General features: G+C 34.1%; 19 protein-coding genes. 11 read left to right on the top strand and 8 right to left on the bottom strand.

Annotated features, from left to right (window positions below):
• Positions 1-2: 2 nt before the first annotated feature.
• From walK to EGX95_RS26135, 8 genes are all read left to right on the top strand, one after another.
• Complete coding sequence (walK, locus tag EGX95_RS26170; RefSeq protein ID WP_000755380.1) at positions 3-1,844, top strand: cell wall metabolism sensor histidine kinase WalK; 1,842 nt, start codon at positions 3-5, stop codon at positions 1,842-1,844.
• On the top strand, positions 1,841-3,157 hold the full coding sequence (locus EGX95_RS26165) for a YycH family regulatory protein (RefSeq protein ID WP_000061586.1): 1,317 nt from the start codon (positions 1,841-1,843) through the stop codon (positions 3,155-3,157). The genes walK and EGX95_RS26165 overlap by 4 nt, the downstream gene beginning before the upstream one ends.
• Positions 3,138-3,980, top strand: a complete 843-nt coding sequence (locus tag EGX95_RS26160) for a two-component system regulatory protein YycI (RefSeq protein ID WP_000383723.1) — start codon at positions 3,138-3,140, stop codon at positions 3,978-3,980. The genes EGX95_RS26165 and EGX95_RS26160 overlap by 20 nt, the downstream gene beginning before the upstream one ends.
• On the top strand, positions 3,964-4,758 hold the full coding sequence (locus tag EGX95_RS26155) for an MBL fold metallo-hydrolase (protein ID WP_000522836.1): 795 nt from the start codon (positions 3,964-3,966) through the stop codon (positions 4,756-4,758). Before EGX95_RS26160 ends, EGX95_RS26155 begins: the two co-directional genes overlap by 17 nt.
• A gap of 63 nt (positions 4,759-4,821) precedes the next feature.
• Entirely contained in the window at positions 4,822-5,997 is a 1,176-nt protein-coding gene (locus EGX95_RS26150) for a S1C family serine protease (RefSeq protein WP_000008038.1), read from the top strand.
• A gap of 53 nt (positions 5,998-6,050) precedes the next feature.
• On the top strand, positions 6,051-6,236 hold the full coding sequence (locus EGX95_RS26145) for a CxxH/CxxC protein (protein ID WP_001052827.1): 186 nt from the start codon (positions 6,051-6,053) through the stop codon (positions 6,234-6,236).
• 59 nt (positions 6,237-6,295) lie between these two features.
• A complete protein-coding gene (rlmH, locus tag EGX95_RS26140) occupies positions 6,296-6,775 on the top strand; it encodes a 23S rRNA (pseudouridine(1915)-N(3))-methyltransferase RlmH (protein ID WP_001027003.1) in 480 nt (159 codons plus the stop codon).
• A gap of 136 nt (positions 6,776-6,911) precedes the next feature.
• Complete coding sequence (locus EGX95_RS26135; RefSeq protein WP_000713636.1) at positions 6,912-7,790, top strand: radical SAM/SPASM domain-containing protein; 879 nt, start codon at positions 6,912-6,914, stop codon at positions 7,788-7,790.
• 186 nt (positions 7,791-7,976) lie between these two features.
• Here EGX95_RS26135 and pepF read toward each other — a convergent pair whose 3' ends face one another.
• Together pepF and guaC are read right to left on the bottom strand one after the other, a co-directional pair.
• Complete coding sequence (gene pepF / locus EGX95_RS26130; RefSeq protein WP_000655846.1) at positions 7,977-9,794, bottom strand: oligoendopeptidase F; 1,818 nt, start codon at positions 9,792-9,794, stop codon at positions 7,977-7,979.
• Positions 9,795-9,933: 139 nt separating this feature from the next.
• Entirely contained in the window at positions 9,934-10,917 is a 984-nt protein-coding gene (gene guaC / locus EGX95_RS26125) for a GMP reductase (protein ID WP_000432432.1), read from the bottom strand.
• 477 nt (positions 10,918-11,394) lie between these two features.
• On the opposite strand from guaC, the gene dbpA reads away from it, so the two are divergent.
• Positions 11,395-12,840 (top strand): ATP-dependent RNA helicase DbpA, encoded by a 1,446-nt coding sequence (gene dbpA / locus EGX95_RS26120; protein ID WP_000037423.1) that lies wholly within the window; start codon positions 11,395-11,397, stop codon positions 12,838-12,840.
• A gap of 39 nt (positions 12,841-12,879) precedes the next feature.
• On the opposite strand, the gene EGX95_RS26115 is transcribed toward dbpA, so the two are convergent.
• Complete coding sequence (locus EGX95_RS26115) at positions 12,880-13,440, bottom strand: DUF1836 domain-containing protein (protein WP_000427879.1); 561 nt, start codon at positions 13,438-13,440, stop codon at positions 12,880-12,882.
• A gap of 164 nt (positions 13,441-13,604) precedes the next feature.
• Between EGX95_RS26115 and trhA the strand changes: the two genes are divergently transcribed.
• Positions 13,605-14,252 (top strand): PAQR family membrane homeostasis protein TrhA, encoded by a 648-nt coding sequence (gene trhA / locus EGX95_RS26110; protein ID WP_001099729.1) that lies wholly within the window; start codon positions 13,605-13,607, stop codon positions 14,250-14,252.
• Positions 14,253-14,438: 186 nt separating this feature from the next.
• Entirely contained in the window at positions 14,439-15,455 is a 1,017-nt protein-coding gene (gene galE / locus EGX95_RS26105; protein WP_000996530.1) for a UDP-glucose 4-epimerase GalE, read from the top strand.
• Positions 15,456-15,505: 50 nt separating this feature from the next.
• On the opposite strand, the gene pelG is transcribed toward galE, so the two are convergent.
• From pelG to EGX95_RS26080, 5 genes are read right to left on the bottom strand one after another with little or no spacing between them, the layout of a single operon-like run.
• Entirely contained in the window at positions 15,506-16,960 is a 1,455-nt protein-coding gene (gene pelG / locus EGX95_RS26100) for an exopolysaccharide Pel transporter PelG (RefSeq protein ID WP_063246657.1), read from the bottom strand.
• The gene (gene pelF, locus EGX95_RS26095) at positions 16,948-18,369 is read right to left on the bottom strand and encodes a GT4 family glycosyltransferase PelF (protein ID WP_001219503.1); all 1,422 of its coding nucleotides are present in this window, start codon (positions 18,367-18,369) and stop codon (positions 16,948-16,950) included. The genes pelG and pelF overlap by 13 nt, the downstream gene beginning before the upstream one ends.
• 3 nt (positions 18,370-18,372) lie before the next feature.
• Complete coding sequence (locus EGX95_RS26090) at positions 18,373-20,205, bottom strand: DUF2194 domain-containing protein (RefSeq protein ID WP_000715314.1); 1,833 nt, start codon at positions 20,203-20,205, stop codon at positions 18,373-18,375.
• Positions 20,189-21,109: a tetratricopeptide repeat protein gene (locus tag EGX95_RS26085; RefSeq protein WP_000601987.1), complete on the bottom strand. Its 921-nt coding sequence runs from the start codon at positions 21,107-21,109 to the stop codon at positions 20,189-20,191. The genes EGX95_RS26090 and EGX95_RS26085 overlap by 17 nt, the downstream gene beginning before the upstream one ends.
• Positions 21,109-22,332, bottom strand: a complete 1,224-nt coding sequence (locus EGX95_RS26080; protein ID WP_000559346.1) for a GAF domain-containing protein — start codon at positions 22,330-22,332, stop codon at positions 21,109-21,111. Before EGX95_RS26080 ends, EGX95_RS26085 begins: the two co-directional genes overlap by 1 nt.
• Positions 22,333-22,596 lie beyond the last annotated feature (264 nt).

The following is a 22,596-nucleotide window of genomic DNA, read 5'->3' as shown; positions in this document are numbered from 1 at the left end:
ATATGAAGAAAGTCGGTTTTTTTCAATCTATTCATTTAAAATTTGTACTCATATATATGCTATTAATATTGATAGCTATGCAAGTTATTGGGGTATATTTCGTAAGAGAGTTAGAAAAGAGTCTTGTACAAGGTTTTAGAGATTCTTTAACGCAACAAACGAACTTATTATCGTATAACTTGAAACAAGAGTTTAAAAAAAGTTATACAAAAGCAGAGACAGAATCAACAGGTGAAACGATTAAAACTTCCATTCGAAAATTTGCCTCTGATCGAAAGAAGGATATTCAAGAGGTAAGTGTATTTGATGCGAATAGAAAGCTGCTCGCTATTTCAGATGAGTCAAAGCAAAACAAGGTAAATAGAACGTCAACTGATATAGCTGTTCAGCGGGTATTGGTACAAAAAAAACCAGAAGTGAAAATTGAGAAGGATGGTCGTACAGGTCACCGTGTACAAGTTATGATTACTCCTATTATGGATGATAACAACAAAGATGCACTTGGTGCTATTTACGTTGTTGCATCTATGGAAGATGTTTATAAGCAGATGAAGGATATTAATCAAATCTTTGCGACCGGAACCGTTATTGCATTACTCGTAACAGCTGTACTTGGAATTTTGTTAGCTCAAACGATTACGAGACCAATCTCTGATATGCGAAGACAAGCAATTGAAATGGCAAAAGGAAACTATTCAAGAAAAGTAAAAGTGCATAGCCATGATGAAATTGGACAATTAGCATTATCTTTCAATAATTTATCAAAAAAATTACAACAAGCTCGTTCTTCAACAGAAAGTGAAAGACGTAAATTGTCATCCGTATTATCACATATGACAGATGGAGTAATTGCTACTGACCGAAAAGGGGACATTATTTTATTAAATGATCCTGCGGAAAAGATGCTAAATGTTTCGCGTGAAACGGCGCTCGATCAATCTGTTTTAGAAGTATTGGGAATACAAGAAGAATTTACGCTCGATCATTTATACGAAGAGCCGGATTCTGTTTTATTAGATTTTAGTACGAGAAATGAGCCATATATTTTACGCGCTAGTTTCTCTGTTATTCAAAAAGAGACAGGGAAAGCAAATGGTTTAATTGCCGTATTATATGATGTGACTGAGCAGGAGCGTATAGAAAGAGAACGCCGCGAGTTTGTAGCAAACGTCTCTCATGAATTAAGAACGCCATTAACGACAATGCGCAGTTACTTAGAGGCACTTACAGACGGTGCGTGGCAAGATCCAAATATTGCACCACAATTTTTAACAGTTACACAAGAAGAAACAGAAAGAATGATTAGACTTGTAAATGCGTTATTGCAACTATCTAAACTCGATAGTACAGAACATCGTTTAATGAAAGAATGGGTCGACTTTACTGACTTCTTTAATAACATTATTGATCGTTTTGAAATGTCTAAAGAGCAAAACGTAAGCTTCAAACGATCCTTCTCTAAAAAATCTCGATTTATTGATATGGATACGGATAAAATTACGCAAGTATTGTATAACATTATTTCGAATGCATTAAAGTATTCACCAGAAGGTGGAACAGTAACATATCGTTTACGTGATCGCGGAGAATTATTGGAGATTAGTGTAAGTGATCAAGGAATGGGTATTCCGAAAGAAAACGTCGATAAAATCTTTGAACGTTTTTATCGCGTAGATAAAGCACGTTCAAGACAAATGGGCGGTACAGGACTTGGATTAGCAATTGCGAAAGAAATGATTGAGGCACATGGTGGCTCGATTTGGGCAAAGAGTGAGGAAGGAAAAGGGACAACGATTTATTTCACATTGCCTATGGCAGCAGATGAAGAGGACGAATGGGAATGAGTATGGAGAATGTTAAAACGATAGTTTTAATTAATTTAGTTGTAATTAGTCTATTTCTTACTTTTAACTTATGGACGTATGTGCCAGATTCCACATCTATGCAAAACGCAAAATTTGTACAGGGGAATGAGGGAAATACTCAAACGAAAATCGCTGATGTTGTCCGCCCTACTTCTATCATTGTGCATAAAGATAAAAATCATTACGGGAGCAAAAGAGAGGGAGATATAGAATCAATCTATAGAACTTTGGAAGCAGGGGAATTACATGAGTTCAAAGAGATATCGATTGCTAAGGCTGACTTTCTTTCTTATGTGCATGGTGAAGGGAAAATTGAACTTATTTTCCCTACCAACATCCCATTTGATGCAGTTAAATCTATGTTTAGTATGAAAGAAAAAAGTATAGATAAGCCTAAACACTTTAATCGAATTATTCTTGACCCTTCTAGAAGTAGGGATCAAGAAATTAAAATTAATTTTGTTTCCGATGGTGATAACTCTAGAATATATGAAGCAAAATTAAGTGGTGTGTATTTAAAAGATATTGTAAATGCACAAAATCAATTTATAGTATCAGCGAAACCTTATTTTGACTATCAAATTAATGATATGAAAAAGCTATTTTTACCAGATGGAACGACAGAATTAAGTAATATAACATATATTTCATCTAATTTGGCGGTTGATACATTTAAGAATGCTCTTTTTAGTGACCCACGTTATTTAAGCCCTATTATCGAGGGATCGAAAGAAATATTTACAGATGGTATTAGGTCTATGGAGATTGAAAATGATCAGCATATGCTAAAGTATAAAAATTCTTCTGTTTTAAGTGAGAAAAAGCCAGATAATTTAATGCTTTTACAAAAAAGTTTTGATTTTGTAAATGGTCACAGTGGGAGTTTGGATTCATATCGTTTGGACTATATGAATAAAGGACAGACAGTATTCCGCTTACAGGAAGATGGATATCCCGTATTCAATACTGATGGATTAGCTGAATTGAGACAAGTATGGGGATCAGAAGAAGTAATGGAATATGAAAGACCGTTGCTTTCTTTAAATACGAAAGGTATAGAGCAGAAGGTTACTCTTCCGTCAGGTCATGTTGTAATAGCATCCTTAGAAAATAATGCCGCGGTAGATAAAAGATCCATTAAAGACATTGGGATTGGATACAAATTATCACTAGATGGGCAAGTAGCGCGACTACAGCCAATTTGGTATGTAAAGTTTGTTGAAGATGAAGCTGGCAAACAAAAAATATATGAGTGGAATGAGGGGGGACTAAATGGATTGGGATCGGATTAAAACCATATTTATTGTGACCTTTTTTGTTTTGGACCTCTTTCTCATTTTTCAATTCATTCAAAAGCAAGATAGTAATCAATTGGAGCTTATTGCAGAAACAAAGATAGATCAAGAATTAAAAGCAAACAAAATTACTATGGGTAATTTCCCTAAAGAACCGAAAAAAGAGTCATTTATTAGGGCTGAAAACAAGGCATTTAAAGAAGAAGACATACAGTCTTTAAAAAATCAAACGGCGCATATACAAAATATGTACAAGATAGAAAGTAAGCTAAAAGAGCCCTTTTTAAATACAAAATCGTTATCAAAAGATAAGTATAATGATTTTTTGAAGAACTATGTATTGGATGGACAAAAGTATGAGTTTGGAGCGATGAAAGACTCTAAAATTTACTTCTTCCAAAAGTATAAAGATAAGCCTATTTTCTATAACGATCAGGCGATGATTGTTGTGGAATTAAATGAAAAAAATGAACTTGTGTCGTACACGCAGACGATGTTAACAGATTTAAAAGAAATGGGCGAAAGTGAAAAAACGAAACAGCAAGAAATTATTACTGCCCAAACCGCTTTAGAAAATCTGTATTTAAAAAATAAAATTCATGGGAATACACATGTAAAAGAAGCGCAAATTGGTTATGCCAACCTTACCGCATCTACTTCTAATAACCAAGTACTTGCTCCAACGTGGAACTTAAAGACGGAGCAGAAGCAGGACTTCTTTGTAAATGCAATTGAAGGACAAGTTATGGAATTAGGGGAAAAGGAAAATCAAGTGGTTGATGAACATACTGGAGTGAGAAAGAATGGGTTTGCATTTTAGCGTACTTGCAAGTGGAAGTACAGGGAATATGCTATATGTAGGAACAGATGAAAAGAAGTTACTTGTCGATGCAGGTTTAAGTGGTAAAGCAACAGAGGCTTTATTTAAACAGGCAGAATTAAATATAAATGATGTATCGGGTATTCTTGTAACACATGAACATAGTGACCATATTAAAGGCTTAGGTGTATTGGCACGTAAATATGATTTACCTGTTTATGCAAATGAGAAAACATGGAACGCAATGGAACACTTAATAGGAAATATCCCAACTGAGCAAAAGTTTATTTTCTCAGTTGGGGATGTGAAAACATTTGGTGATATTGAGGTCGAGTCATTTGGGGTGTCTCATGATGCGGCAGAGCCGATGTTCTATGCTTTTCATAACAATAATAGAAAATTAGCCCTTATTACAGATACAGGGTACGTGAGTGACCGTATGAAAGGTGTTATTAAGGGAGCTAATGCTTTCGTATTTGAAAGTAATCATGACGTAGAAATGCTTCGTATGGGACGTTATCCATGGAGTATTAAACGACGTATTTTAAGTGATGTGGGGCACGTTTGTAATGAAGATGCTGCATTAGCAATGGCGGATGTAATTACAGATGAGACAAAACATATTTATTTAGCCCATTTAAGTTTAGATAATAACATGAAAGAACTAGCACGTATGTCAGTATCACAAGTATTAGAGGAAAAGGGATTTGGAGTGGGAGAAGCCTTTGAAATTCACGATACAGATCCAAAAATGCCGACAAAAATTCAATACGTATAATTCTTCATTTTAGTAAACAATAAAGGTGAATATAGTTGTTTTCAGGAAGATAGGTGAACAAATATGTCCTTTATTGATGAAGAAAATTATCGTATGAAACGTGCAAGAAAAAAGAAGCATAAAGGTATTGTTATTTCTAGTATAGCTGGAACAATTGTAGGAGCTTCGTTATTTGCATTTGGAGCTCCTTTGTTTTCAAATGATGCAGGCGCGTTTCCACAAGCAGAAGCAAGTGGAAGTAATATGGCCCAAGCGCAAGGAATTAAACAGATTAGCTTTGTCGATGCTGTTGATCGTGCGTCTGAAGCTGTTGTTGGAGTTATTAATATTCAACGAGATAATTTTTCAGAGGCAGATTCAGAAGCAGGTACGGGATCAGGTGTAATTTATAAGAAGACAGATGGTCAAGCTTACATTGTAACGAATAATCATGTTGTTGCTGGAGCAAATCGTATTGAAGTAAGTTTGAGTGATGGTAAGAAGGTTCCTGGAAAGGTATTAGGAACTGATGTAGTCACAGATTTGGCTGTACTAGAAATAGATGCAAAGCATGTGAAAAAAGTAATTGAGATTGGCGATTCTAATACTGTTCGTAGAGGAGAACCAGTCATTGCGATTGGAAACCCGCTCGGGCTCCAATTTTCTGGAACCGTCACACAAGGTATTATTTCAGCTAATGAGCGTATTGTCCCTGTAGATTTAGATCAAGATGGACATTATGATTGGCAAGTAGAAGTATTGCAAACAGACGCAGCAATTAATCCGGGTAATAGTGGTGGTGCGCTTGTAAACGCAGCAGGTCAATTAATTGGTATTAACTCAATGAAAATTGCGGCAAAAGAAGTAGAAGGAATTGGGCTAGCTATTCCTGTTACTAGAGCTGTTCCAATTATGAATGAATTAGAGAAGTACGGAAAAGTAAGAAGACCGTATGTTGGAATTGAACTGAGATCATTAAATGAAATTCCAAACTACTATTGGTCAAAAACATTGCATTTACCAGGCAATGTAACAGAGGGAGTTTGCATTTTAGATGTGAAAAGCCCTTCGCCAGGTACAGATGCTGGTTTGCGAGAACACGATGTGATTGTAGCAGTAGATGGGAAACCAGTTCGCGATATTATCGGATTCCGTACGGCCTTATATGATAAAAAAATTAATGATAAAATGACTCTTACGTTTTATCGTGGTACAAAACGAGCAACAACAACGGTTAAACTAGGCATTCAAAAGTATTAAAAACAGGAGGGCCTACCTCCTGTTTTCTATTGTAGAAAAGTGAGGTGAAGAACATGAACTTACCTTGTTGTTTAGAACATGTTGAATTAGCTTTAGATATTATTGTGGATGAGTGTGAAGTCGCGCCAGTTATTAACAATGTGGATAACTCAGAAAAAGAGAAAAAAACATGTGAATTTTGTCAAAATGAGGCGACATATGTTGTATCGAACACAGATTCCCACACAATATGTGGGTAACAATTGTGGATATGTGGATAAGTTATGTGGATAACATGTTTGTAAGGTGGGGAATACGTGTGAATATCTCGATTATTTCAATTGGGAAATTAAAAGAAAAATATTTAAAACAAGGTATAGCAGAATACTTAAAACGATTATCTGCATACGCAAAAGTAGAAGTAATTGAATTGCCAGATGAAAAGGCACCAGAAAATTTAAGTGAAGCAGAAATGTTAATTGTAAAAGAAAAAGAAGGTATACGTATACTAGATAAAATTTCTGATGATACGCATGTCATTGCGTTAGCGATAGAAGGAAAGCAAAAATCATCAGAAGAATTTGCAGTAAGCTTAGATCGTCTTGCTACATATGGAAAGAGTAAAGTTGCCTTTGTAATTGGCGGATCACTTGGACTAAGTTCAGAAGTAATGAAGCGTTCAAATGAATCTCTTTCTTTTTCAAAGATGACGTTACCACACCAATTAATGCGATTAGTATTGCTTGAGCAAGTGTATAGGGCGTTTCGGATTAATCGTGGGGAACCGTATCATAAATAGTAATAGTACATTCAAACGGCTACAGATGTGGCCGTTTTCTATATTTCCTAAAATAAGTATGTTTCTATTTCTAAAAAAGTATGCTGTAATATGAAGAGGAAAAAGTATAAGTAGTCATAGAAGTGAGGAGTTAAAGGTGAAGAAGTTTAAGAAATTTTACTTGGAGATTACGAGTGTATGTAATCTTGCGTGCAGCTTTTGTCCGCCGACGGAAAGGCAGAAGCAATTCATTTCTGTGGAGGATTTTGCGAAAAGATTAGACCAAATTAAACCACACACAGACTACATTTATTTGCACGTGAAGGGTGAGCCGTTGCTTCATCCGAAAATAGATCAATTGTTAGATTTAAGCCATGAAAAAGGGTTTAAAGTTAATATTACAACGAACGGAACGTTAATTAATAAGAGAAGGCATAGACTGTTAAATAAGCCTGCTTTAAGACAAATGAATTTTTCACTGCATAGTTTTGATGGACACCCAGGTTCACAAGATAAAGAGGGCTATGTAAGAAGTATACTTTCCTTCATTAGAGAGGCAACAAGTCAATCAGATTTAATTGTTTCACTAAGATTATGGAATTTAACGCAGGATAATAAAACGAATGCTGAAATCCAAAAAAATAGAGAGTTATTATCCATCATTGAAAATGAGTTTAATTTATCTTATCAAATTGAAGAGAAGCTTACACCAGGAAAAGGTATAAAAATTGCGGAACGCGTCTTTATTAATCAAGACTATGAATTCCAGTGGCCAGCATTGCATGAAGAAGAGGATGATGGAAAAGGATTCTGTCATGGTCTTCGAAATCAAGCTGGTATTTTAGCGAACGGAACGGTTATTCCTTGTTGTTTAGATGGTGAAGGGATTATTAATCTTGGGAATATTAATAATGATTCATTTTCTAACATTATAGAAGGCGAAAGAGCAACAAACATTGTTGATGGATTTTCTAGAAGAGTTGCAGTTGAAGAGCTATGTAGAAAATGTGGATACCGTAAAAGATTTGGAAAGTAAATATGAAATAAGCCCTCATAAAGCGAGGGCTTATTTTTTATCCCGCTATTTGCCGGGCAGTAAGATCCCTACCTCAAAATTCAGCGGAAGCAAAGAAGTTAGGTAGGGAATCAACTGTCCGTAAAAGCCCGATTGGTGAGGGCTAATAATCAGTGGGGGATGGCCCCCACTGATTAAAGTTTCACTTTATTCTTGATAAGAGCGCTCTAATTCATCAATTAAGGAACCAACGTAAGAAACAGCTTTGCGGATTGTATCTGGTTTTGACATATCGACTCCAGCATGTTTCATTAATTCCAGTGGTTTCATCGTACCACCAGCGCGAAGTACATCTAACCAGCGATCAACAGCAGGTTGTCCTTCTTCTTTAATCATTCGAGCTACCGCAGTAGATGCAGTAAGGCCAGCGGAGTAGGTGTAAGAATATAAGCCCATATAATAATGAGGTTGACGCATCCAAGTTAATCCAGCACCTTCATCAATTTCTACGGAATCTCCCCAGAATGTTGAAAGTACATTTGTTTTTATTTCAGTTAAAGTTGTAGCTGTAAGTGCTTCTCCTTCTTCTGCTAGGCTGTATACCCTCCTTTGATATTCTCCCTCAAGTAAGTGAGTAACAAAGTTATGATAATATGTGCCGAGTAGTTGCAGAATGACCCATCTACGCATTCTCTTATCGTCAGTGGTCGCTAATAAATGCTGGGCTAATAGTAATTCATTCATTGTAGATGGTGCTTCCACGAAGTACATAGATGGACGTACGTTCATAATACGCTGGTTTTTATTTGCTAAATAAAAATGACCAGCGTGCCCAAATTCATGAGCTAATGTGAAGCAGCCACGCATCGTATTTTGCCATGTAATTAAAATGTATGGATGAGAACCATATGGACTTGAACAAAATGCTCCAGTGGATTTGCCTACGTTATCTGCAAGGTCCACCCATCTTTCTTTGAACCCTTTTTTGATAATGGAACTATATTCATCGCCAAGTACTTGTAAAGAGTCTTGAATAAGTTTTCCAGCTTCTTCGTAAGTAATTGTCGGATTAAACTCGGGATCTAAAGGTGCGTGTAAGTCGCAGAACAGCATTTCATCGAGTCCTAATACTTTCTTTTTTAAATCTGCAAAACGGCGCATATGAGGCGCCAATTCTTTATAAATAATATCGAGTTGATTGTTATACATTTCAAGTGGAACTTTTTGAAGTTCTAAAAGCATATGAGTAACAGATTCAAATTTGCGTAAACGAGAAAGTGTTACTTGTTTTTTTACCTCGGTAGCATATGTTGTTGCCACGGTATTTTTATATCGCTTCAAAGTGGACACAAATGATGAGTACGCCTTTCTGCGTATGTCTGCGCTTGGAGAAAACTCATATTTACTTTCAAATAATGCAAATGAGACAGGAAGTTCATTTCCTTGTTCGTCTTGTATGGAGTTAAAATCCATATCGGCTAATTTAGTCATACCGTAAATTTTGTATGGAGAATTATGTACTTCGCCAAGTGCAGCAAGTGCTTCTTCAGTTTCAGGAGAGAGCGTGTGCTGCCTTTTTTGTAATATGTCTAGTAATGATTTACGGAAAGGTTCGAGTTTTGTTTCTTCCGTTAAATATTTTTCAATTGTGTCTTCTTCTAATGAGAGAATTTCATTATGGATAAAGGATAGCGCCGTATGTACTTTCGTCCATAAAGCAGCAACTTTGGAAGAGTTCGCTTGAATAACTGGATTTGTACGATCAACAGATTCTTTTAAATTTGCGTAGGAGTATAGTTTTGTTAACTTCATTAAAAGCTCTTCTTCTAAAAGTAGGCAATGTAATAAGATAGTGGGGCTAGTGTGTAATTGACCTTTAAACGCATCAAGTTTTTTTATATCATCTGTTAATACACGTAATGCAGTTTCCCACTCTTTATCAGATTCGTATAAATCAGAGAGGTCCCATGTTAATTCAGTAGGAACTTCTGCGCGAATATGGCGTTTCTCAATTACATCTTTCATATATATTATATCCCCCTTATTATAAGTATCTAAAAACATGATACTAGAAAATTCAGTAAAATGAAAATATTTTACATTTCTATATATGAAAAAGAAGGACAAGCATAAAAATGCTTGTCCCTCGAGTTAAATTTAAAAATTAATATACTTTATCCCCGTTGAAAATAGAGTTTTTCACGACTACATAATCTACAGTACGAATTGAGTCTAATTTTGTTCCACCAGCATAAGAGATAGAAGATTGAAGATCTTGTTCCATTTCGATTAAAGTGTCTTCTAAAGAACCTTTATGCTCAACGAACATTTTCTTACCTTCAACGTTTTTCTTCTCACCTTTTTGGAATTCAGAAGCTGAACCGAAGTACTCTTTATAAAGTTTGCCGTCTTTTTCGATTGTTTCCCCTGGAGACTCTTCATGACCAGCGAATAGAGAACCGATCATAACCATAGTCGCCCCAAATCGAATAGATTTAGCTACGTCGCCATGTGTACGAATACCACCGTCAGCGATAATTGGTTTACTTGCAGCTTTTGCACACCAGCGAAGTGCAGCTAGCTGCCAACCACCAGTTCCAAAGCCTGTTTTAATTTTAGTAATACAAACTTTACCAGGTCCAATACCAACTTTTGTTGCGTCAGCACCAGCGTTTTCTAATTCTCTTACCGCTTCTGGAGTTCCAACGTTTCCAGCGATAACGAAGCTTTCTGGTAAATGCTTTTTAATATGTTGAATCATGTTGATTACAGCATTAGAATGTCCATGCGCGATATCAATCGTGATGTATTCAGGCGTAAGGTGCTCAGCAGCTAATTGTTGTACGAATTCATACTCGTCCGCTTTTACACCAACGCTAATAGAAGCGATTAATCCACGTGATTGCATATCTCTAATGAATGAGATTCGTTTCTCTGGTTGGAAACGATGCATGATATAGAAGTAATTATTTTCAGCTAAATACGTTGCAATTCTTTCATCAATAATCGTTTGCATATTTGCAGGTACGACAGGTAATTTAAATTTATGTTTACCTAAAGTGACAGTTGTATCACATTCAGAGCGGCTGTTCACAATACATTTTGCAGGAATTAATTGAATATCTTCATAGTCGAATACGTTTTCCATCATTTACACCCCTAAAATACGAATATTTTATTTTTATTAATAAAAAATGTTCGTCCATATGATAATTTACATTGTTTTCATTAAAAAGTCAAAGGATTTCTTAACGTTTTTTTTAAAAGTAGATTTTATATGTAAAAAACAACGTTAAAAACGAATTTAAAACGTTTTTTTGTTTGTATTGTTCGTTTATAAAAAAGGGTTGAAAAATTAAGATAATTATACAAGGGTGTATGTATTCTTTTTATTTTTTGGAGTGGATGTAGGATTCTATGAAAAGGTTAATGCTAACAATACGAGCAAAAGATGTTATCAAGTAGTTGAACAATATATGAAATGCTAAGGTTTATTTCTATGTAAAAAGATGAATCTGGCATAATCCATCTTTTTATGTGAGGTTTCAAGTATAATAAGTAGGGCGATAGTAACGTATACAAAAGATAAAAAAGAAAATAATACAGAATAAAATGAGGTTAATATATGAGTAAAAAAGGTTTTTTTGAGTATAAATTAAGTAAAGAAATTGTAAGGGCACTTACGGGGTTAGGGTATGATCATCCAACAGAAGTACAAGGTGAGGTTATTCCAGTCGCATTACAAAAGAAGGATCTTGTTGTGAAGTCCCAGACGGGAAGTGGAAAAACAGCTTCATTTGGTATTCCACTTTGTGAAATGGTGGAGTGGGAAGAGAATAAACCACAAGCATTAGTTTTAACACCAACGAGAGAGCTTGCGGTACAGGTGAAAGAAGATATTACAAATATAGGGCGATTCAAAAGAATTAAAGCCGCCGCAATTTATGGTAAATCCCCATTTGCACGTCAAAAATTAGAGTTAAAGCAAAAGACGCATATTGTAGTAGGGACTCCAGGGCGTGTATTGGATCATATTGAAAAAGGGACCCTTTCTTTAGAGCGATTAAAATATTTAGTGATTGATGAAGCGGATGAAATGCTAAACATGGGCTTTATCGATCAAGTAGAGGCAATTATTGATGAATTACCTACAAATAGAATGACAATGCTATTTTCAGCAACTTTACCGGAAGATGTTGAAAGGTTATCACGTACATATATGAATGCACCAACTCATATTGAAATTAAAGCGGCTGGGATTACGACGGATAAAATTGAACATACTCTTTTTGAGGCGATAGAAGACGAGAAGCTTTCACTACTTAAAGATGTAACAACGATTGAGAATCCTGATAGCTGTATTATTTTCTGCCGTACACAAGAAAATGTAGATCATGTATATAGACAATTAAAACGAGCTAACTATCCTTGTGACAAAATACATGGTGGTATGGTACAAGAAGATCGTTTTGAAGTCATGGATGATTTTAGAAAAGGAAAATTTCGTTATTTAGTAGCAACAGACGTGGCTGCGAGGGGAATTGATATTGATAATATTACACATGTTATTAATTATGATATTCCACTTGAAAAAGAAAGCTATGTACATCGTACTGGAAGAACGGGACGAGCTGGAAATAGTGGAAAAGCTATTACATTTATAACACCATATGAAAATAGATTTTTAGAAGAAATTGAGGAGTATATTGGCTTTGAAATTCCAAAGGCAATTGGACCTTCAAAAGAAGAAGTTATGAAAGGGAAAGCTGCATTTGAAGAAAAGATACATGCTAAACCAATTATAAAGAAAGATAAAAATGCAGACATCAACAAAGGCATTATGAAGCTGTACTTTAATGGCGGGAAGAAAAAGAAAATTAGGGCGGTAGATTTCGTCGGTACAATTGCTAAAATTAAAGGTGTTACAGCAGAAGATATAGGCATTATTACGATACAAGATAATGTTTCTTACGTTGAAATATTAAATGGAAAAGGACCACTTGTCTTGAAAGTCATGAAGACTACAACGATTAAAGGGAAACAACTAAAAGTTCATGAAGCAATTAAGTAAATAAAAACTATCCACTTTAATAGGTGGATAGTTTTTTATTTATGATTCTTTTAAATCATCCACTAGTTGCTCCGCTAAACGTCTATACATATTACTCATAGTCACGAAGGATGTTAGTAGTAGAAATTTTTCTAGCTTTGTGTCTTCTAAGGAAGAAATTTCATTTACTTCTGTAACACGGTTATTTACGTCTTGTTTAAAGCTTTCAACATTGCTTTCAGTAAGAGCAAGATAATTTTTGTATAACGTATTTAATTCGAATGAATCATCATTTAATAAGGAGTCATTTATAGTTTCTAATGAACTTTTTATGTCGTTAATGGAAAGAGCACCTTTTAATTGATAAATTAAGCTAATTAAAATCATATGCTCTTTTGAATACTTTTTATTTTTGATAGGGATGAATAGTTTCCCTTTTGCGTAATTATTAATCATCGTTTTTGTTAATACTTTTTCATCATCAGTTCTCGTTGTATCTGCATAAGTATTCTCAAATAGTTGGACAACTTGATCTACATATAAGTCCACATTTGGAATATCCTCAAGTTTAATATTTTTTTCTAAATGCAATGTCTCAAGTAATTCATTTATATTTTCCACGTAGAATCCCTCACTTTTATAACTTAGTGGAACTTAATGTCTAATACATCCTTAAATATGGTATTACGAAACAAATAAATTGTAAATGTTGACCTTAAAAAGAAATGTGTATATAATTACACGTAGTTATTAAAACTACATGTAATTATATGAGGGGTGTTATTATGAATACTTACGTAAGGGAACCAGTTAATGCATTTACTCACTTAGGTGGAGCGATATTATCATTTATTGCCTTATTAGCTATGCTTGTGAAAGTTTCTATCAAGATGCCATCATTTGCTGCAATTACAGCTGTTATTTTGTTTGGGATTGGAATGATGGTCCTTTATACGGCATCAGCTGTATATCATAGTGTTGTGGCCAATGAACGTGTTATTTACTTCTTTAGGAAGCTAGATCATTCTATGATTTTTATATTAATTGCAGGTACATATGCACCCTTTTGCTTAATTACATTAAATTCAGCAAGTGGTTTGCTATTATTTTGTTTAGTCTATGCAACTGCGATTTGTGGTATTGTGTTTAAAATGTTTTGGTTTAATTGTCCAAGATGGTTATCGACAGCAATTTATATTACGATGGGTTGGTTAATTGTTTTATTCTTTGCACCGTTAGCTGAGAATTTAAGTACAGGAGGCATTGTTTTCTTAGTACTTGGGGGCATTTTTTATACAATTGGTGGATTTATTTATGGAACAAAGCCAAAATGGCTAGAGTTTAAATATATGGGACATCATGAGATTTTTCACGTTTTTGTATTATTAGGTAGTCTTGCACATTTTCTAAGTGTATATTGTTACGTAATTTAATAAGAAAAACGCCACATAACAAAAATTATGTGGCGTTTTTCTTATTACTTGATTGGAATCGTATATGTTATAAAATTATTATGGGATAAAATGTAAGTTTCTGTGTTCGCATATTAAACATAGGATAAGAAATATGTGATATACTTTGAGAAGTTTATAATGAATGAAATATGGAGGACTATAATTATGGCAATACTTGTAACAGGTGGAGCGGGGTATATTGGTAGTCATACATGTGTAGAATTACTAAATAGCGGTTATGAAATTATAGTAGTTGATAATCTTTCGAATAGCTCGATAGAATCTATAAATCGAGTGAAAGAAATAACAGGAAAAAAATTTAAGTTTTATAAAGAAGATGTTTTAAATCAAGAAGCACTTGACGCAATTTTTGAAGAAAATGCAATCGAAGCAGTTATTCACTTTGCAGGATTTAAAGCTGTAGGGGAATCAGTAGCAATTCCATTAACATATTATCATAACAACATTACGAGCACTTTAGTGCTATGTGAAGTAATGCAGAAACATAATGTAAAGAAGATGATTTTTAGTTCATCCGCAACTGTATATGGTATCCCGGAAACGTCACCGATTACAGAGGAGTTTCCATTAAGTGCAACAAATCCATATGGTCAAACGAAATTAATGATTGAGCAAATTATGCGTGATGTAGCATTTGCAGATAGAGAATGGAGTATCGCGTTACTTCGCTATTTCAACCCATTTGGTGCACATGAAAGTGGACGTATTGGAGAGGATCCAAATGGAATTCCAAATAACTTAATGCCATATGTCACACAAGTGGCAGTAGGTAAGCTAAAAGAATTAAGTGTATTTGGAAATGACTACCCAACGAAAGATGGAACAGGCATCCGTGACTACATACATGTTGTAGACTTAGCAAAAGGTCACGTAAAAGCGCTAGAGAAAGTACTGAATACAACAGGAGTAGATGCTTATAATTTGGGCACAGGTACAGGGTATAGTGTACTTGAGATGGTTGAAGCATTTGAAAGGGTTTCAGGAAAAAAAGTTCCTTATAAAATTACAGAGCGTCGTCCTGGCGATGTGGCAATATGTTTTGCAGATGCATCAAAGGCAAAACGTGAACTAGGATGGGAAGCAAAACGTGGATTAGAAGAAATGTGTGCAGATTCTTGGAGATGGCAATCAAATAATAAAAATGGCTATTTGGAAGTTTAATATGTAGATACAAAAAATGACCTTTGCATGAGCAAAGGTCATTTTTGTATTTATTTCCCGTTAAGTTTATTAGCTAATTTGGTAAAAAAGTTCCGCTGTTTTATAAGAATATTTGACTGGCAAAATGTATAATAATCAATATCTTTAATGTAAGTAAAGAGTCTAGAAATAGCATATAGGAATGTAATAGAAGATCCAACTGCGAAACTAATGCCGTAACCATTGAATCCAAATGGAAGCAAGAGAAGGCTTAATAACAGGTTTGCAAAAAAGAAAATAGCTGATGTTCGAAATGCCCCTTTACGATCCTCAAAGTATAGGAGTAGTAATGTAATAACGAGCACCATTCCATTTGCATAAGCACCAACTATAGTTAGTTGCAGAATAGAGTAATTAAGTGTTGTGTTTCCAGATTGCGAACTAAACATCCATATTATAAAAATAATAAGTAAGGAAAAAATACCTTGATTACGAAGTATACGTTCCATTTCCTGCTTTAAGACAAAGTTCATGGAATCTTTTAATTGTAAAAGCGTATGTAATGTTCCGCCATTGTTTACCGAACCGAAGAACTTTTTATATCTTTCATAAAACCTGGTTTCAATGGATACTACAAAGAAAATATAGGTTGGGATAATACTTAAATACGCCCAGAAAACAGCAGTATCATAAATTTGATGATAAATAAATGTGTTTTCAATATTTCCCCGACCGTCTCCAAACCAAATAACAAAATTACATACCCAAATACCCACATTGTAAAATAGGCTTGACCAAAATAACTCTGGATATTTATCTAAATAAGAAAGAAAGGTAAATTGTTCAGTAGCATCGCTATTTGGAAACATTCGTACAATAACGATACTTAACCATACTAGTGTAATGAAAGTACCGAGTGTAAAAGAAATTAAAAGCAATAGGGCAGATCCATGTTCTAACCCAAGTGTAGGGTGCCAGTAAGCTACTAGGATAATTCCTAATAGGGAAAAAATGGATCCGATTAAAAATGCCAGTGCAATTGATTGATAATCTTTAGCTGCTGTTAAATAAATGGACTGAATCCAGATGATATTTAAAGCTAAAAATAAAAATAGCATCACGATTTTATAATATAAAGCTAACGGTGTGAAAAATGCAAACAAAAGCCATAACATAATAGCTAAAAAAAGTGTGATCTTCGTCATTCCTAAAAATGAAGAAAATACTTTATCAGCTTTTTGTTCGTATAAAAGGTCAGCTACATATCTAGTTACAATGAGCTGCAATGCTCCGTAAATAATTTGAGAAAAAATAAAGCAATATGAAATTGAAATAGTGAAAAGACGCTGTTCTTCAATTGAAATAGAATGAAATAAACTCAAAATGAATCTAATAGTTGTTACTGCTAAAATAACGACTAACCAAGGACCAGCTGTAACAAATAACGAAAATCCATAAGCTTTTACCCTTGAAGAATAGTAGTCTTCCTGAAATAATTTTTGTAATCGAAATCCTATACCTGCCATGTTTTCGCACCCCTTTCTAAATAAAGCTTACGATAACTATCAACAACACCTGATAATTGATAATATGCTTCAATACGATTACGCCCATTGTTTCCGAATTGTTGAATGGATTCAGGGTGGCGATAATACCATTCTAAGTGGGTGGCAACTTGTTCAGGAGATACAGGTGGTACAACAAAGCCACATTGGCCGTAAGGATCTTCATCTTGTCCATAAATTAACTCCTTACAAGAACCAACGTCTGTAACAACCCATGGTAATCCCGATGCCATTCCTTCTAACATAGCTAGTGGTTGCCCTTCAGATATGCTAGTTAATACGAGAATATCCGTTTGTTTTAAGTAATCTTTAATGTTTACTCTGCCAGTCATTATTACATGTTCTTTTAATCCAAGTTGCTGAATTAAATCACGACATTCTTGGGCATACTCTGGTTCTTCTGTATCAGGACCTAATAAGTAGAAGATAAACGGAATATCTTTTTCTAATAATAATTTAGCTGCATAAATCATTGTTTTTACGTCTTTAATTGGCACAACTCGTATAATAGCAGAAATAATGAGTTTATCTGAATTATGTTTTGGCTTACGTAGCCCTTTATAATCAGATAAAGTAACACCATTTGGAACAATTTTTAGTTTATGGGCCGGAGCTCCTAGTTCTTTTTGATATGCACTATTCCGTCCGAATAACGTAATCACATCAGTAGCTTGTTCATATGCTTGGTGAGATAAATGATGGAAGAAAGAAACCCATCTTTTTTTGTATTCGATTGGTATCCAAGTTGATTGGAGTATTTCCTCTTCACGTTCCCGAGAATAAATACCATGCTCTGTTAGAATAAATGGTATGTCAGATTTGGCACTAATTGCAGCTCCAAGAAGCCCACCATAGCCTGTAGATACAGAATGGATAAGATCTAATTCAGGAAAATCAATTTGTAAAATTTGAATGATTGGTGTGAACATAGATCTCCACATCCAAAAGTAATTTAAGAAAGAACCACTACTTTCTTCATACAAATAGCTTTCTTTCACTATTTCATAAAATTCACGACTTTCGAAGAAGGAATGTAGTGTTCCTAGCTTTTGCTTGTTCCCTAATATTTGTAATGCTTCTGTGTCGTTAGCTTGGAATGTAAACCATTTTTGAAGTGTTTGTACTTCATCAGTCGTTAAATTGGTTTTTATATGGTTTGAGTCACTTTCTGATTGTAAGGGAATCATAATGATATCTTTTACATTGTTAGGAATTTCATATTGATATTCCTCTTCTGTTTTTATTTGTGGTACGATCGCAAAAATGGTGAATTCATGTTCTTTAAATTGTTGGATAATCATTTGTACCCAACTTGCTACTCCGCCACTGACAAAAGGATAACTTCCTTCAACGACTAAACCTATTCTCATCTGCTATACCCCTTTAATTGGAATTGTAGCGTTAGCTTGTTTTAATATAACGCTATAAATTTGTGAATCTAGCTTTGTAACTGTGCCGTATGGGAATGAACCGGTTTTCAATTTTTTCCCTTCTTCCACACGTATAATCGTTGCAGTGTGGTTTGGTAATCCTTTATATGCAATGTGAACAGCATCATCTTCATAAGAAACAGCTAAATCACCGGTTTGATAAATTTTCATGGAAGCAGTTGCTTCACTTTGTGTCATACTTTTTATATAAGGATATCTTTCTCGTATTTCTTTAATTGTCGTTTTATAAGCTTTAAATAATTCTTCCCACGTTAAATTACCCGAACGTTTTTCATCAAGGATATCATCTGGATGGACGAAATGTGAGATAACCCCTAAATTTGCAGTAACATCAGCTAAAATAAATTGTTCTTCATCTGAAATAGCATAGCCACTCGTAATACGTGGGAAGTGATAAATATTTTTGTTGTGCTCGTCTGGTCCAAATTCTTGAATTAAACTGCCGTTACTTTTACTTCCCACATATAGAGAAGCAACTGTTTCCATAGTTGGGACCGCGTCGTTTAATGCACTTAATCCAGTTGTATTTATAATATTGGATGGTGGTACATAGGTTTTTAGCTTTTCGTTTGGAAAGAAGTTATACACGAGTCTTTGTAAAGCATCTAAGGATCTCTCCATGTCCTCTTTTGAATTCCATGGAACATATTCAAGTGCTTTATCTACTGGGTCTGGTGGTAATAATAAAGGTTGATGGTTATAGCCATGAATACCGATTTCTCCACCGTGACTTAATAATTCTCTCCCAAATAATAAATAGGTATTTCTATTTTTACCTGTAAAATTTTCAAAGGGTGGCGTTACTTTATTTTGATATGTCCCAATTGCAACCCCTGTATATTTAATATCAAGCTCTTCAGAGATATCCTTCATATTTTTCCACCAATGTTTTTTATAAAATTCTTCAACAGAAATTTTTTCTGTTGTTAAGTTTTTTAGTTCTCCACTTGGAATTGGAGATGGGAAGTCATCGATATACATAATCTCCGCTCCAAGTTGTACTGTAGCGAAAGTCGGGAAAATAGTACCCAGTGATTGAACGAACATACCTCTACCTAATTTATCGTTCAATGCTGTTGTATTCCAATATAAGACTTTTCCTTCACCGTAGTCATTGGTCCAAAGGATGGGAGTATCTTCTGCAGTAATCCAAGTATTAGTTGTATTCTCATCTAGCGTAATATTCATTGAGCTATGAGTGAACAATGGAGAAGAACTTGAGAGATCAGGATAACCAGGGAATAAAACTTCTTCAAAGGTTAATCCCTTCACATCTTTGAAGCCTTCTTTTTTTGTAATACCAAATAATGTGTTCCAGGAAGAATCTGAATCAAGTCGGTTTGCGATAATAATCCTTCCGCCCATTTGTACAAAATTTTGAATATCGGCTTGTGGAAGTTGCGCCATTATTTCACCTGTAATAATAATTCCTGTATAGGGAGAGGGAGTAAGTCCCTTAATTTCATTAGCTGTAATATTTTTATAGTGTAGGTGTGCGTAATCCATTGCCTTTTTCGTATTAAATTCGACTTGTTGCCCTAATGTATTATCCGTTTTTAAAACGTATAATTGCATTTTTTGTCCATTTTGGGCTACATCTTTTGCTTTGAGTGTTTTAACAGTATCTGTTTCTTTAGTTTTAGGAACAGAAAACTTTTGATAGAAATTTTCTGTTCGATATATAAGGATGGATATAATTAAGAGAAATAAAATGATACTAACAATTCCGATATATATATTAATCCCCTTTTTCAATGTGTGTGCCTCCAAACTGCCTTACAAATAATTGATATTTACGCGGTAGTATATGAACTCTTTTTGCAGCTGCTAGATTATTGATTAAGTTATAGAGCTCGTCCCATAACTTTTGCTCATAATATATTTCAAGTAACCCAACGTAACCGTAATATGATTCAGGATAGAAATGAATAAGATTTAAAAATTGTTCTTCAGACTTTGCATATTGTTTTGTATGTAGAAACAGATTTCCAAGGTGGAAAGGATAAAGAGGTTCGGTAGGGAATAGTTCTACACTTTGTGTAATAAAATTCATAAATTCGGCGATTATTTTTTCCTTTTGCTGATTAGAAAGAAGACCACTGTCTACATATCTTAAATAGTTAGAAACCAATTCTTTTGCAATTTCATTTTGTGGATTTTGTAGAAATTGCTTATTTAAGTATTCGATCTGTTTTTCGTACCGTTCATTTAGTAAATTAATAGTAGTTGCTGCGTAATGTACAGTTTCAGGATCTTTATGGTGAATGGCTTCTTTCAATAAGCCTCCTTCATTGGAAATAGGGGAGGAGCTTAACTGTACAATGAGTTGTTTATGTAATTCAGGCTTATCTAGTTCTAATCCAGAAGAAAATGAAATTAGGTCCATATCTTGTTTTGCTGATGCCAAAATATCTTCATAATGATCAACTTGAAAGGAAACATACTCAGAGTATTGCTGTAACCACTCGGTCTTGGAGCGTCTTATATTCAGTAATAACATGATTGCTGATACAATAAGTCCGACAAGCGGGAAAAGGAGAGAGATAATCAAGCAAAACTCAATAATTCCTTTCTTATCTTCAGTAATCAAACCTTTCGTAAATCGAAATAAAAGAAAAACCAAAATAGCATAAATAAAGTAAAGAAGGAGTAAAATCATTAGAATACCACTCCTTTAGAAGAAAGAGCGTTTTGTATACGAGTTTTGACTGGTAATAAAAATTTTTCTTCAGTGCCAGGTAATAGAATCATAACTTTTTGTTCGGTCGTGCTATAACCGAATATATCAATATCACGCAAATGATCTTTTAAAATAGAATTTATCATTTCTAAGGAATCTTGTGGAACAGTAAATTCAAAATAGGAATATGGATAAGATAATGTTTCGTAACGTTTCTTTTCTATTTTTAGTAAATGTTCAAATTCATCTTCATAATAAATGCTCGTTTTAGGGAATGTACGATCCTCTTGACTTGATAGCCAAAGATTAGAAGCGTTTTGTAAACGATCACCCATCCAGCGTAAATACCATGTGAAAAGTTCGAATTGCTCAGAAGTTACTTTTGAAAATTCAATTTCGTCTAATATAATGACATATTGTACATCATCTTGGAATAGGACGGGACCAACTAAAAGTGGAGCGTCTTGAAAATCCTCTTCTGTACGGAAAAAAGGTCGATTATGTGCTAGAGCATTTTTGATGACTAGCGAAGCATTTTTAACAAAAATGGATTGAGGTAAGGTGTTTTTACCAGTTTCTGCTCTTAATTTAATACGAAGTGATTGTTTATTGTTATCGACGTGATAGATACCAATTTTTTTTGCTCCGAAATACATTTTTAATACATTTATCCCCTCATCGAGTACAATTTCAGGATGTGTATGATTTAAAGCTTTAAACATATGATACATTTTAGATAAGTGATTATTTGATTCAAGTACACGAGAACGTAGTGTAATACGTGTTTCATCCAATTGTTTCACAACATATTTTAATTCTTTATTTTCGGCTTTTAGCTCATTATTTATCATATGTACATCTTCATACCGTTCCTTTTGTGCAGTACTCATTAGTCCACAACATAAACTAATAACAAGTAAGAAAATCCAATTAATCCAGTAATCTAATGAATAAAAGTACAGTAATATATCATCTTCCTTATATATACCGCTTACAAAAATATAAATCATTGCTTCTAGAAAGGTGAAAAGGGCGATAGATATGCCATACCGGCTAGAAATAATTAATGTAATAAATAAGAGTAAGAAGTATTCATACGTTGGTGTTAGAAAATCAGTTAGTATTGAGAGAAAAAATAGAGCAATAAAGAGAATCGTAGGTTCAATCATTTTTTGTAATAAATTAGATTGTCTATAGTGCATAAAAAATCCCTTCTTTCGTTTGCAAATTTAATTTTGAGGAATAGTACACTGAAATAAAATACATAATTTAAAAGAATTATTTTAAAATATATAAAGCCCAAATCATTTTATCAACAGAGATGTAGTAAATTCAAGTGAAATAAATTCTAATTTTTGTTAATGTATTGTATTTATTGGGATTTTTATTAAATATCGAGCTTGAAAAAATGTAAAATGTTATTGTATTACTATACTTGTATTAATATTTAAAATGATAAAAAATTA

It is taken from the genome of Bacillus sp. FDAARGOS_527, from assembly GCF_003812125.1.
In the GTDB taxonomy this organism is placed as follows: domain Bacteria; phylum Bacillota; class Bacilli; order Bacillales; family Bacillaceae_G; genus Bacillus_A; species Bacillus_A paranthracis.
The sequence above is the reverse complement of the archived record's forward strand: the minus strand, read 5'-3'. Positions and strand labels throughout refer to the sequence as shown.

What these genes read in the sequence shown, in the direction of transcription:
- EGX95_RS26080 (WP_000559346.1), bottom strand. Translation starts at nt 22,332, where the DNA reads ATGCACTATAGACAATCTAATTTATTACAAAAAATGATTGAACCTACG.
- pelF (WP_001219503.1), bottom strand. Translation starts at nt 18,369, where the DNA reads ATGAGAATAGGTTTAGTCGTTGAAGGAAGTTATCCTTTTGTCAGTGGC.
- EGX95_RS26150 (WP_000008038.1), top strand. Translation starts at nt 4,822, where the DNA reads ATGTCCTTTATTGATGAAGAAAATTATCGTATGAAACGTGCAAGAAAA.
- EGX95_RS26155 (WP_000522836.1), top strand. Translation starts at nt 3,964, where the DNA reads ATGGGTTTGCATTTTAGCGTACTTGCAAGTGGAAGTACAGGGAATATG.
- EGX95_RS26165 (WP_000061586.1), top strand. Translation starts at nt 1,841, where the DNA reads ATGAGTATGGAGAATGTTAAAACGATAGTTTTAATTAATTTAGTTGTA.
- dbpA (WP_000037423.1), top strand. Translation starts at nt 11,395, where the DNA reads ATGAGTAAAAAAGGTTTTTTTGAGTATAAATTAAGTAAAGAAATTGTA.
- EGX95_RS26145 (WP_001052827.1), top strand. Translation starts at nt 6,051, where the DNA reads ATGAACTTACCTTGTTGTTTAGAACATGTTGAATTAGCTTTAGATATT.
- walK (WP_000755380.1), top strand. Translation starts at nt 3, where the DNA reads ATGAAGAAAGTCGGTTTTTTTCAATCTATTCATTTAAAATTTGTACTC.
- EGX95_RS26085 (WP_000601987.1), bottom strand. Translation starts at nt 21,109, where the DNA reads ATGATTTTACTCCTTCTTTACTTTATTTATGCTATTTTGGTTTTTCTT.
- pelG (WP_063246657.1), bottom strand. Translation starts at nt 16,960, where the DNA reads ATGGCAGGTATAGGATTTCGATTACAAAAATTATTTCAGGAAGACTAC.
- trhA (WP_001099729.1), top strand. Translation starts at nt 13,605, where the DNA reads ATGAATACTTACGTAAGGGAACCAGTTAATGCATTTACTCACTTAGGT.
- guaC (WP_000432432.1), bottom strand. Translation starts at nt 10,917, where the DNA reads ATGGAAAACGTATTCGACTATGAAGATATTCAATTAATTCCTGCAAAA.
- galE (WP_000996530.1), top strand. Translation starts at nt 14,439, where the DNA reads ATGGCAATACTTGTAACAGGTGGAGCGGGGTATATTGGTAGTCATACA.
- pepF (WP_000655846.1), bottom strand. Translation starts at nt 9,794, where the DNA reads ATGAAAGATGTAATTGAGAAACGCCATATTCGCGCAGAAGTTCCTACT.
- EGX95_RS26160 (WP_000383723.1), top strand. Translation starts at nt 3,138, where the DNA reads ATGGATTGGGATCGGATTAAAACCATATTTATTGTGACCTTTTTTGTT.